Origin of the sequence: Streptomyces sp. NBC_00104 (genome assembly GCF_045160825.1) — a bacterium.
Taxonomy (GTDB): domain Bacteria; phylum Actinomycetota; class Actinomycetes; order Streptomycetales; family Streptomycetaceae; genus Streptomyces.
Genome location: NZ_CP108215.1, coordinates 10,598,736 through 10,611,654 on the forward strand (window position 1 = coordinate 10,598,736; position 12,919 = coordinate 10,611,654).

The following is a 12,919-nucleotide window of genomic DNA, read 5'->3' on the forward strand; positions in this document are numbered from 1 at the left end:
GACGCCTTGGAGCCCCAGTGAAAGACCGGATACCGCCAGACGCGCACCTCTTTCCCGCCTCCCCGGGCCAGGAGCGGCTGTGGTTCCTGGACCGGATGAACGCCACGGCGAGCCGGGCCTACACACTGGCCCTGCGGCTGGACCTCAAAGGCGCCCTGGAACACACCACCCTGCAGGCCGCCCTCAACCGCGTCATGGAACGCCACGAAGCACTGCGCACCGCACTGCGCCAGGTCGACGGCCGGCTCACCCAGGTCGTCGTGCCCGGCATCACCGCCGGCCTGCCCCTGGTCGACCTGACCGACACCGCCGCAGACGACGACGAGTGCCGGCGCCGCGAACTCGACCGGCTGCTCGGCCAGGAGACCCGCCGCCCCTGGAACCTCGCCCAGCCGCCCCTGCTGCGCTGCCTCCTCGCCCGCCTGGCCGACGACCACCACGTGCTGCTGCTGACCGTCCACCACGCCGTGTGCGACGGGCTCTCCCTGCAGATCGTCCTGCGCGACCTGCTGCAGGCCTACACCCAGGGCGGCCTCGACCCGGACACCGAACCCCTGCAGTTCGCCGACTACGTCGTCTGGAACAGCGGCGCCCCCGACGACGACGGCACCCCCGACCCCCAGTGGGCCGCGCGCCGCCGGCGGGCCCGCGACCACTGGACCGACACCCTCACCGGCGCCCCCCACATCCTCGAACTGCCCACCGACCGCCGCCGCCCCGCCCTGCAGTCCCACGCCGGCGCCCGCGTCCCCGTACGCCTGGCACCCGCCTACGCCGACCGGCTGCGCGACTGGTCCGCCGCCCACGGGGTCACCCCCTTCACCGCACTGCTCACCGCGTACGTCGTCGTCCTGTCCCGCACCAGCGGCTGCGACGACCTGCTCGTCGGCCTGCCCGTCGCCGGACGCGGCCACCCCGACCTGTCCGGCACCGTCGGATACCTCGCCAACACCTGCCCCCTGCGCGCCGACCTGCGCACCGACCCGACCCTCGGCGACCTCAGCCGCACGCTCTACACCACGCTCACCGGCGTCCTCGACCACGCCGACCTGCCCTTCGGTGAACTCGTCGACCTGCTCGCGCCGCCGCGCATGCCCGAACGCAACCCCCTCTTCCAGGTGCTGTTCGGCCTCCAGCAGGACGTGCGGCGCAGCTGGGACCTGCCCGGACTCCACGTCGACGTCACCGACGCCGACTGCGGCAGCGCCCGCGTCGATCTGTCGCTGTTCCTCTTCGAGGACCGCTCCGGGGCCTTCGAGGGATTCCTGGAGTACGCCACCGCGCTGTTCGAGCACTCCACCGTCGAGCGGTTCGCCGACCAGCTCCACCGCGTGCTGAACCAGCTGCTGCGCGACGCGGACGTGCCCGTCTCCGCGGTCGACCTCACCGGCGTCGGCGGCGACACCACCGCCCGCATCGACGGCGGACCGCTGGAGCAGCCCTGGCCGCTGGTGTGGCCGCGCATCGTCGAGATCGCCGGCCGGCACCCCGACGCCGAGGCGGTCCGCGACGAGCGCCGCGCCCTCGACTACACCACCCTGCTCGCCCGCGTCGAAACGGCCGCGGCCCGGCTGCACCGGGCCGGAGCGGGCGCGGGCGACCGCGTCGCGGTCTGCGTCGAACGGGACGCCGACACCGTCGTGGCCCTGCTCGCCTGCTGGCGGCTCCGGGCGGTGTACGTGCCCCTCGACCCGGCGGCCCCGCCGCCGCGGCGCGCGATGATCCTCGACCAGGCCGCCCCCGCCGTCGTCGTCGCCACCGACCCGGCGACCGTCCCCGACGCCCACCGGGCCCGCACCCTGCCCGCCGCCGCCCTGGCCCCCGACCCCGCCCGTCCGCCCGCCCGGCCCTCACCCGCCGCCGCCCGGGCAGCGGTCGCGTCCGCGCCGCTGCCCGCCGGCGGTGCCCGCCCGCCCGACACCGCCTACCTGATGTTCACCTCCGGCTCCACGGGACGCCCCAAGGGCGTCGCCGTCAGCCACGCCAGCCTCACCTCCTTCCTGCACGCCCTCACCGGCCGGATCGAACTGGGCCCCGGCGACCGGTGGCTGGCCCTGACCACCACCGCGTTCGACATCTCCCTGCTCGAACTGCTCGGGCCCCTGGTCACCGGCGCCACCGTCGTCGTCGCCCCCGCCTCCGCCCAGCGCGGCGCCGTCGAACTCGCCGACCGGCTCAGCGCCGCAGGCATCACCGTCGCCCAGGCCACCCCCGCCGTGTGGCGGCTCGCCCTGTCCGCCGGCTGGCAGCCCAGACAGGGCTTCACCCTGCTGTCCGGGGGCGAGGCCCTGCCGCCCGACCTGGCCGACGCCCTGGCCCGCACCCCGGCCGACGTCCACAACCTGTACGGGCCCACCGAGACGACCATCTGGTCCTGCGCCGCCACCGTGCGCCCCGGCGAGCCGGTCACCATCGGCCACCCCCTGCCCGGCACCCGCGTCCTGGTCGCGGACGCCGCACTGCGCCCCGTCCCGGCCGGCGTCTGCGGTGAACTCCTCATCGGCGGGCCCGGCGTGGCCACCGGCTACCTCGGCGACCCGCGGCGCACCGCCGCCCGCTTCGTGCCCGACCCCGACCGCACCGGCGAACGCCTCTACCGCACCGGCGACCTGGTGCGGGTCCGCCCCGACGGCCTGATCGAGTTCGTGGGCCGCGCCGACGACCAGGTCAAGGTGCGCGGCCACCGCATCGAACTCGGCGAGATCGAGGCCGCCCTGCACGCCCTGCCCGGCATACGCCACGCCGCGGCCACCGTCCTCGATCCGCGCGGCGCCGCCCGCATCGCCGCCTTCCTCGTCGCCGACGGCGACGCCCTCGACGCCCCCGACGCGGCGACGGCCCTGCGCGGCCGCCTCGCCCAGGTGCTGCCCGCCGCGTATCTCCCCACCGAGCTGTACGCGCTCGACGCCGTGCCGCTCAACCCCAACGGCAAGGTCGACCGGCGTGCCCTGCCCGGCAGCGGACGGCGCCTGGACGGCGGCCACGAGCGCGTCGCACCCTCCACCGGCGCCGAACGCGCCGTCGCCCGGCTGTGGTGCGAACTCCTGGGCCTGCCCGAAGTCGGCATCCACGACGACTTCTTCGGCCTGGGCGGCCACTCCATGCTCGCCGCCCGGCTGCTGCAACGCATCGACGACGACCTCGGCACCCGCGTGCCCGTGGCCGAGTTCTTCATCGAACCGACCGTCGCCCGGCTCGCCCGGACCGTGGGCCAGCTGCACGGCGACGACACCGCACTCCACGGCCCCCACGGCCGAACGCCACAGCACACCGAGCCCGCGTCCCCGGGGCAGCCGGCCCCCGCCGACGACTGGGACTTCCCCGCCGTCCGCCGCACCGTGCCCGGCCAAGTCCCCGTTCACCAGGAGGTTGTGCAGTGAGCAAGCAGGACGCCCCCTCATTCGGCCAGACCCTGCAGCAGGTGCTGGCCGAGCGCGGCGCGGACGCCGCCGCCCCGCTGTCCGCGGAGCAGAAACGGCTGTGGCTGCTGGGCGGCATCGCCGACGGCGCCTGGGCGGTGGTCAGCGCCCGCTACCGCATCCCCGCCGCCACCGACCCCGCCGAACTGCAGCTGCGCCTGGCCACCCTGGTGTCCCGGCACGAGACGCTGCGCAGCGTCTTCGTCGACGTCGCCGGCCGCCCCGCCCGCCTGGTGCTGCCCTTCGCCCAGCCCCTGATGCGCACCGTCGACGACACCGGCCGGCAGGACCCGGCCGCCGTCGAGGAACTCGTGCGCCACACGGTCCAGGAGGAGTTCCCGCTCGGCCACGGCCCGCTCCTGCGCGTCCTGCTGCTGCGCTCCGCCGGCACGGACAGCGAACTCGTCCTGGCCGGACACCGACTCGCCCTCGACGCCACCTCCCTGGACCTGCTCGCCGCCGAACTCCTCGGCGCCGACGTCACCGAACCCCCCGACGCCCTCTCCACGGCCCTGGCCGCGCAGCGCACCGCCCTGGCAGACGAGGGCCTCAAACCCCGGCTCACCGCCTGGGCCGGGCAGCTCGCCCGTCCCGCCGCCACCGACATCCCCGGCCACGGACCCCGCCCCGAGGTCAAACAGAACGCCCACGCCCGCGTGGAACTGCGGCTGCCCGCCGCCCTCGCCGCCCGCGCCGCGGACACCGACGACCTCGACGCGCACGCCGCCACCGCCTGGCTCACCGTGCTCCTGCGCAACCAGGCCACGGGCGCCGCCCAGTGCGGCGTCCGCACCGGCCGGCCCGCCGAACTGGCCGCCGTGGCCGGCCCGCTGGACACCCTGCGCCCGGTCCGCGTGGACGACGCCGCCGACCGCCCGCTCGGCGACCTCCTCACCGAGGTCGCCGCACAACTGCGCACCCCCGCCGCCGACGTGCCCTTCGCCCACCTCGTGCAGAGCGCGCCACCGCGCCGCGACCTCAGCCGCACCCCGTATCTGCAGACCGTCGTGCGCACCCACCGCGCCGGGCGCGGCGCGGCCCGCCCCGTGCCGGGCGCCGCGGGCGGCACCGAATACGACCTCGAACTCACCCTCCGCCCCGACCAGGACGCCCTGCACCTGCGCATCGACTACGACAGCGCCCTGCACCCCGAAGAGCGCGTGCGCGGCCTCGGCTCCCAGTTCGCCGCCGTCCTCGACGCCGTACTGCCCGGCGGCGACGCCCGGCTCACCCCCGCCACCGTCGTCCTGCACGACGACGCCGCGGCCGCCCGCGCCGTCCGGGCGGGACGCGGAACACCCATCGAGGACTGCGGCAACTCCCTGGTCGACCTGGTCCGCGACCGCGCCGCCGAAACCCCCGACGCCCTCGCCCTGCGCCAGAGCGACACCCACCTCACCTACGCCCAGCTGTGGGCCGGCGCCACCCGCCTCGCCGACGAACTGGCTGCCCGGGGCGTGCGCCCCGGCGACCGCGTCGCCGTCTGGCTGCACCGCACCCCCGCCACCGTCACCACCCTGCTCGCCGTCCTCGCCGCGGGCGCCGTGTTCGTACCCGTCGACGCCGCCTACCCCGAGGAACGGGTCCGCTACCTCCTGGCCGACGCCCGGCCCGCGCTCGTGGTGAGCGACAGCTCGGTGCCCGGATCCGCCGACCCCGGCGTGCCCACCCTCCTCCTGGACCGGCTGCCCGCCACCCCCACCCAGGGCCCCGCCAGACCCGAACGGGTCCCGGCGCACGCCCCCGCCTACATGATCTACACCTCCGGATCCACCGGCCGCCCCAAGGGCGTCCTCGTCCGCCACTCCAGCGTGGTCAACAACCTGCGCTGGCGGCAGCGCACCTGGCCGCTGAACGCCGACGACCGGGTCCTGCACAACCACAGCTTCAGCTTCGACCCCGCCATCTGGGCGGTGTTCTGGCCCCTGGCCGCCGGCGCGTGCGTCGTCCTGGCCGCACAGGAGCAGATGACCGACCCCAACGCGATGCTGCAGACCCTCCGCAACGAGCAGGTCACCGTCCTGGGCGGCGTCCCCTCCCTGCTCACCGTGCTGCTCGACCACCGCGACGCCGGAGCCTGCACCCGCGTCCGCCTCGTCCTGTCCGGCGCCGAGCCGCTCACCGACACCCTCCTGGAGCGGATCTCCACCACCTGGTCCGCGGACGTCGTCAACCTGTACGGGCCCACCGAGGCCACCATCGACGCCACCGCCTACACCGTGCCCGCCGGCGCCCGCACCATGCCGCTGCCGATCGGCCGCGCCGTCGACAACACCGGCGTCCACGTCGTCGACGCCCAACTGCGGCCCGTACCCGACGACATACCCGGCGAGATCGTCGTCACCGGCGCCGGCCTGGCGGCCGGCTACCACGACCGGCCCGAGCTGTCCGCCCGGCGCTTCCTGCCCGACCCCTTCGACACCCCCGCAGGACGCCTGTACCGCACCGGCGACCTGGGCCGCCGGCTGCCCGACGGAAACATCCAGTTCCTCGGCCGCATCGACGACCAGGTCAAGATCCGCGGCCACCGCGTCGAACTGTCCGAGGTCGAGAGCGCCGTCACCGCCGTACCCGGCGTCCTGGACGCCTGCGTCACCGCCCTGGACGCCGGCACCGAGCACGCCCGGCTGGCCGCCGCCGTCGTCCTGCCCGGCCAGGACGGCCAGGACGGCCGTCCCACGCCCGAGCGGCTCCGCGAGGCCCTCGCCCAGCAGCTGCCCGCCCATCTGGTGCCCGACCGGTTCCTGGTCGTCGACCAGCTGCCGCGCACCCCCAACGGCAAGGCCGACCGCCGCCGCGTCGCCGAACTCCTCGCCGACGCACCCGAGCCGGGCCACGGCACACCCCAGGGCACCACCGAGCCCCGCAACGCCGTGGAGCGCTCCGTCGCCCAGGCCTTCGCCGAGGTGCTGCGCGTGGACGCCGTCGACCTCCACGCCGACTTCTTCGACGCCGGCGGCACCTCACTGATGCTCGCCCGGCTGGCCTCCCTGCTCGGCGACCGGCACGACGTGGACATCCCGCTGCACGAGTTCTTCCGCACCCCGACCGCCGCCGGCGTCGCCGAGACCATCGAGGTGTACCGGCGCGAGGGCATCGCGGGAGTCCTCGGCCGCAAGCACGCCGCGACGCTGGAGAACGACGGCACCCTGGACGCGTCCATCACCCCCGACGGGCTGCCCCGCGCCGACTGGGACAACCCCCGGCGCGTCTTCCTCACCGGCGCCACCGGCTACCTCGGACTCCACCTCCTGGAGCAGCTCCTGCGCCGCACGGACGCCGAGGTCGTCACGCTGTGCCGGGCCCGCGACGCCGAACACGCCATGCGGCGGCTCCGGGACGGCTTCGCGCTCTACGAGATCGACATCGACGACCAGCTCCACCGGGTGACCTGCGTGAGCGGCGACCTCGCCGAGGAACGCCTCGGCCTGACCCCGCGGCAGTGGCACGACCTGGCGGCCACCGTCGACGTCATCTACCACAACGGCGCCCTGGTCAACTTCGTCTACCCCTACTCCGCGCTCAAGGCCGCCAACGTCGGCGGCACCCAGCGGGTCATCGAACTGGCCTGCACCACCCGGCTGAAGAGCGTCCACCACGTCTCCACCATCGACACCCTGCTCGCCACCCACATGCCCCGCCCGTTCCTGGAGACCGACGCCCCGCTGAACTCCGCGGTCGGCGTCCCGGCCGGCTACACCGGCAGCAAGTGGGTCGCCGAGAAAGTCGTCAACGAGGCCCGCAAACGCGGCATCCCCGTCTGCGTCTACCGCCCCGGCCTCATCCTGGGCCACACCCGCAACGGCGCCACCCAGACCATCGACTACCTGCTGGTCGCCCTGCGCGGCTACCTGCCGATGCGGATCCTGCCCGACTACCCCCGCATCTTCGACGTCATCCCCGTCGACCACGTCGCCCGGGCCATCGTGCACATCTCCGGCAAACCCGAAGCCCTCGGCGGCTTCTACCACCTGTTCAACCCCGCACCGGTGCCGCTGCGCACCTTCTGCGACTGGATCAGAAGCTACGGCTACGAGTTCGACACCGTGCCCTTCGAGGAGGGCAGGCGGCGGGCCCTCGGCGTCGGCCCGGGCCACCTGCTGTACCCGCTGGTACCGCTGATCAAGGACGCCGAGGCCGAGCCGCACCGGGCCCTGGACCCCAAGTACCTGCACGAGGTCCGGCCCGCCCTCGAATGCGCCCGGACACTGCGCATGCTCCAGGGCAGCGACGTGCACTGCCCGCCGACCACCGAGGCCGACGCGCACGCCGTCCTGGACTACCTGGTCCGCACCGGTTTCATGCCCGCGCCCGCCGACATCGTGCCCGACGCCTGGACCGCAGGGGAGACCCGATGACCGACCTCGACCACACCGCGCCCTCAGGCCGGCCCGACTACGTGGCCCAGGTGGCCACGGTGCCCTTCCTGCTCGGCCGCCCCGAGGAACTGCCCGCCACCGGCCCGCGGATCCGCGACGCCGCCGCCGGCCGGGCGGCACAGGTACTCGGCCGGCTGTCCGGGCCCGGCGCCCGGGACAGCCTCGCCGGCCTCCTGTCCGCCGCCCGCACCGCCCGGGACGAGCTGACCCCCACCGGCACCGGACCGGTCGGCGAGGACCCCGAGGAGTCGGAGGCCAACGGGGACAACGACCTCGCCTTCGGCATCGTCCGCACCCGCGGCCCGGCCGCCGAACTCCTCGTCGACGCCGGCGTCCACGCCCTCATCGGCATCCTGGAGGTGGCCGCCGACCACGGCAGCGACCTCGACGCCCCGACCTGGCAGCGCTTCCTCGGCGGCTTCGACGCCCTCTTCGGCTGGCTCGCCGACCCCGGCCGCGCCCCCGCGGTGAGCGCGATGCCCGCCGCCGGACCGCCCGCGGCCCCCGCACCGCAGGACGCGCTGCGCCGCTGGGTGCGCGGACACCACGTGTTCATGGTGTTCGCGCAGGCCGCCACCACCGCCGCCCGCGTCCTGCAGAACAGCGCCGAACACGCCGACCCCGGCGCCGCCGCGGCGGCCGCCGCCGCCACCGTGGAACTGATGCGCGGCTGCCACGGCGCGCTCGCCTACGCCGGCAGCGCCAACCGCGACCAGTACAACGAGCAGATCCGGCCCACCCTGATGCCGCCCGTCGCCCCGCCGAAGATGAGCGGCCTGCACTGGCGCGACCACGAGGCGCTCATCGTGGAACTGGGCCGCAGCGGCCCCGCCTGGCAGTGGCTGGAGGCCCGGCGCCCGGGCCTGCTCGGCGAGTTCCGGCACGTGCTCGGCGAGGCCTACGACGCGCACCGCGGCGTGTGCGGGCACTTCGTCGGCGACATGGCACCCAGCCTGCTCGCCACCCAGCGCTCCTCGCGTTCCGCGGTCGGCGTCCTCTCCCAGCTGCGCCGCGTCCGCCTCGGCGCCCTGCCGACACCGGCCGACCCGGACGCCACCGCCCCCAACACCGCATCGCACACCACCGCCCCTGCCGCCCCCAACACCGCATCGCACACCGCCGGCCCGGACGCCGCATCGCACACCACCGCCCCTGCCACCGCCGACCCGCACACCGCCGCCCCCAACACCGCATCGCACACCGCCGGCCCGGACGCCGCATCGCACACCACCGCCCCTGCCACCGCCGACCCGGACGCCGCATCGCACACCACCGCCCCGGACGCCGCCGCAGCACCTCACGCGTGCCCGGCCGACTCCGGCACCGGCGCTCCCGCGTCCACCCCGCCCGCCCCGCCCGCCGCGCACGGGGAACCCACGTGAGCCGCCCGACCCACGCCCTGCGGCGGGCCCTGACCCGGTTCGGCCCGGCCGCGGCCGCCACCGCCGCCGCCGCGGTGGCCGCCACCGCCCTCACCGCGCCGCGCCCCCGCCCCCAGGACGCCCCCGACCGCGACTTCTCCGCCGCCCGCGCCCTGCGCCACCTGCGCGAAGTGGCGTCGGAACCGCACCCGACGGGCTCCCCGGCCGCCGACCGGGTACGCGCCCACCTCCTGGCCGAACTCAAGGAACTGGGCCTGGAGACCGAGGTCCAGGACGCCGTCGCCGGCCACGCCGTCGGCCGTACCCCCTACGGCCCCGAGTACCTGGCCGCGGGCCGCGTACGCAACGTCATCGGCCGCCTGCCCGGCTCCGTGCCCGGCAGGTCCGTCCTGCTCATGACGCACTACGACTCCGTGCCGCAGGGCCCCGGCGCCAGCGACGCGGGCGTGCCGGTCGCCGCCCTCCTGGAGGCGGTGCGCGCACTGCGCGCCGACGGCCGCACCCTCCTCAACGACCTGCTCGTGGTCTTCACCGACGGCGAGGAGGCCGGACTCCTGGGCGGCCGGGCCTTCTTCGACCAGCACCCGCTCGCCGCCACCGTCGGCGTCGTCCTCAACTTCGAGGCGCGCGGCACCCGCGGCCCGGTGCTGATGTTCGAGGCCGGGCCGGGCAACGGCCCCGTCCTCGAACACCTCGCCCGGACCGGCGTCCCCGTCTTCGCCAGCTCCCTGTTCGACGCCGTCTACCGGCGCATGACCAACGCCACCGACTTCTCCGTCGCCAAGCAGCACGGCCTGCCGGGCCTCAACTTCGCCCACATCGGCGGCTTCTCCCGCTACCACGGCCCCCTGGACGACCTCGACCACGTCGACCACCGGGCCCTGCAGCACCACGGCGACCTGGCCCTGGCACTGGCCCGCCGCCTCGGCGACGCCGACCTCGCCGAACTCACCGGCGGCGACGCGGTGTTCTTCCCCGTCAAACGCGGCACCCTGGCCCGCCTCCCGGCAGCCGCGGTGCCCGCGCTGACCGCCACCGCAGGACTTGTCTGGGCCGGCGGCCTGCGCAGCGCACTGCGCCGCGGCACCCTCGACGGCCGCCGCCTCGCCGGTGACGGCGCCCTGCTCGCCGCCAAGGCCCTCGCGGGCGCCGCCGCCGGCACGGCGTTCACCGCGGCGCTCGGCAGGGCCGCCCCCGAGTTCCGCCGGCACGGCGACTTCCACGGCTCGGGCGATGTGTACGCGGCCGTCCTCGGCCTCGCCTCGGCCGCGGCCCTCGCCCAGCGCGGCGACCGCTCCCGCGCCGCTTCACGGGCCGCGGCCGCCACCCTGCCGCTGACGGCCGCGTCCGCCGCCCTGGCGGGCGCCCTTCCGGGCGGCAGCTATCTGACCCTGTGGCCCTGGCTCGGCGCCGGCACCGGCCTGTGGCTGCTGACCGCCGACGACACCGGCCGGGCCGCCGATCTGCGGCACGCCGCCGGCGCCACCGCGGCCGCCGTGCCCGCCGCCGCGCTGCTCCTGCCGCTGACCCGGCTGCTCTTCGACGGGCTCACCCCGCGCCTGGCCGGGACCGGTGTCGTCGCCGTCCAGCTCGCCGGGGAACTCGCGGCACCCGCCCTGGCCGGACTCGACCCCCGGGTGCGCCGCACCGCCGTCGCGGGCGGACTGCTGCTCGCCGCCGGCGTCGCCGCCCGGCGCCTGGCCCGCCGCGGCAAAGGCACCCCGCCGCCCGAGACCCTCAGCCATCTCCACCTCCCCGAGCGCGGCGAGGCACTGTGGCTCAGCAGCGACGCCACCCCCACCCCGCGCGCCCGGGCCGCCCTGGGGGACACCCCCGAACACGGCCCGCTGCCCGAGCTGTTCCCCGGCTGGAACTACTCCTTCCACCACGCCCCGGCCCCGACCGTCGACCTGCCCGCACCACGGGCGGACATCGAGGGCGAGGCTCCCGGCGAGGCGGGCTGCCGCAGCGTACGGCTGCTGCTGCGCTCCCCGCGGGGCGCCCGCCAGCTCTCGCTCGCGGCCCTGGACACCGGGGTACGGCGCTGGCGCGTCGAGGACGGCCCGTGGAGCGAACCCACCGCCCGCACCCCGTCACCCCACGCGCCGGCCGGCCCCCAGGACGGCGGCTGGGAGCTGTGGCTGCACGGCGTACCCGACTCGGGCATCCGGGTCGAACTCGAACTTCCGTCCGCTCCGGTGCGGTTGAGGCTGCTCGACCGGGTGGACGGACTGCCCCGGGAACCCGCCGGCCTGCCGGCGGGCGGCACCGGCCCCGGGGAGCACCACCCGGCAGCCGCCCTGCACGTCGACACCTGGGGCAACGCCTCACTGGTGGCGGCCACCGTGCGGATACCGGCCCGGACTCACCCGCAATGACAGTCGACCCAGACTCGAGAGGAACGCAGAGGGTGCCCACTTTCCTGGGAGAAGACGACTCCGTCGCATGTGCGGTGGTCGTCAACGACAAGGGACAGTACTCGATTTGGCCGCAGGAGCGCGCGATCCCCGAGGGTTGGCGCGCCACCGGTGTCAGCGGGCCGCGCGACGCCTGCCTCGAGAACATCGCGTCCGTCTGGCCCGAACCGACGGCTGCCACCTGACACCGCAGGAACCGACAAGGAGATCACATGACCCTGAACGCCCCGGACCTGTCCCCGCTCACGGCCGCCGCCGGCGGCCCGCCCACCGGCAGGACCCCGCTGGACATGGACGGCCTGGCCTGGATCCTCTTCGGCCACGCCGCGTTCCAGTACCTGAACGCGGCCTGTGAACTGAACCTGTACGAGCTCCTCGAGGCGAAGCCGGGTCTGACCGGCGAGGAGATCGGTGCCGAGCTGGGCCTGGCCGAGCGGGCCACCGACATCCTCCTGCTCGGCGCCGCCTCCCTGGGCACGCTCACCGTCCAGGACGGCCGCTACCAGGTGGCGGCCGTCCTCTCGGACCTCGTCAAGACCCCCGACTGGCAGCGCTTCAAGGACACCGTCGCCTTCGAGCAGTACGTCGTCTACGAGGGCCAGCTCGACTTCACGGAGTCGCTGCGCACCAACAGCAACGTCGGTCTGCGCCGTGTCCGCGGCACCGGCCGCGACCTGTACCACCGCCTCAGCGAGAACCCGCACATGGAGTCGGTGTTCTACAAGTACATGCGGTCCTGGTCGGAGCTGGCCAACCAGCACCTGGTGGAGAAACTCGACCTGTCGGGCAGCCGCCGGCTGCTCGACTGCGGCGGCGGCGACGCGGTGAACTCCATCGCCCTCACCCAGGCCAACCCGCACCTGTCCGCGACCATCCTGGAGATCGCGGCGACCGCCCCGATCACCGAGAAGAAGATCGAGGAGGCCGGTCTCAGCGACCGCATCGACGTCAAGCCGGGCGACATGCACGCCGACGAGTTCCCCACCGGCTACGACACCGTCATGTTCGCCCACCAGCTGGTCATCTGGACCCCGGAGGAGAACACGGCGCTGCTGCGCAAGGCGTACGAGACGCTGCCCGAGGGCGGCCGCGTCATCATCTTCAACTCCATGTCCAACGACGAGGGGGACGGCCCCGTCGTGGCCGCCCTGGACAGCGTCTACTTCGCCGCGCTGCCGGCCGAGGGAGGCATGATCTACCCCTGGAAGACCTACGAGGAGTCCCTGCGCAAGGCCGGGTTCGACGAGTCCGCCTTCGAGCGGATCGAGTTCCCGGGCTGGACTCCGCACGGCGTCATCATCGCCACCAAGTAAGCACCGCGC

6 protein-coding genes are annotated in these 12,919 nt (G+C 75.3%); all 6 read left to right on the forward strand.

Features of this window, described 5'->3' with window-relative positions; genetic code table 11:
- The first annotated feature begins 17 nt into the window (after nt 1–17).
- The 6 genes from OG272_RS46235 to OG272_RS46260 are packed head-to-tail and all read left to right on the forward strand — an operon-like array spanning nt 18 to nt 12,910.
- On the forward strand, nt 18–3,380 hold the full coding sequence (locus tag OG272_RS46235; RefSeq protein WP_405892089.1) for a non-ribosomal peptide synthetase: 3,363 nt from the start codon (nt 18–20) through the stop codon (nt 3,378–3,380).
- Nucleotides 3,377–7,777 (forward strand): amino acid adenylation domain-containing protein, encoded by a 4,401-nt coding sequence (locus OG272_RS46240; protein WP_405892087.1) that lies wholly within the window; start codon nt 3,377–3,379, stop codon nt 7,775–7,777. Before OG272_RS46235 ends, OG272_RS46240 begins: the two co-directional genes overlap by 4 nt.
- The gene (locus OG272_RS46245) at nt 7,774–9,180 is read left to right on the forward strand and encodes a hypothetical protein (RefSeq protein WP_405892085.1); all 1,407 of its coding nucleotides are present in this window, start codon (nt 7,774–7,776) and stop codon (nt 9,178–9,180) included. The genes OG272_RS46240 and OG272_RS46245 overlap by 4 nt, the downstream gene beginning before the upstream one ends.
- A complete protein-coding gene (locus OG272_RS46250) occupies nt 9,177–11,558 on the forward strand; it encodes a M20/M25/M40 family metallo-hydrolase (RefSeq protein ID WP_405892083.1) in 2,382 nt (793 codons plus the stop codon). The genes OG272_RS46245 and OG272_RS46250 overlap by 4 nt, the downstream gene beginning before the upstream one ends.
- A gap of 32 nt (nt 11,559–11,590) precedes the next feature.
- The gene (locus tag OG272_RS46255) at nt 11,591–11,782 is read left to right on the forward strand and encodes an MbtH family protein (RefSeq protein ID WP_327726214.1); all 192 of its coding nucleotides are present in this window, start codon (nt 11,591–11,593) and stop codon (nt 11,780–11,782) included.
- A 27-nt stretch (nt 11,783–11,809) separates the two neighbouring features.
- Nucleotides 11,810–12,910 carry a methyltransferase gene (locus OG272_RS46260; RefSeq protein ID WP_326585331.1) on the forward strand — a complete coding sequence of 367 codons (1,101 nt, stop codon included), beginning with the start codon at nt 11,810–11,812 and terminating at the stop codon, nt 12,908–12,910.
- Nucleotides 12,911–12,919: the final 9 nt, after the last annotated feature.

Coding starts and splice junctions, on each gene's coding strand:
- OG272_RS46245 (WP_405892085.1), top strand. CDS start 7,774: ATGACCGACCTCGACCACACCGCGCCCTCAGGCCGGCCCGACTACGTG.
- OG272_RS46260 (WP_326585331.1), top strand. CDS start 11,810: ATGACCCTGAACGCCCCGGACCTGTCCCCGCTCACGGCCGCCGCCGGC.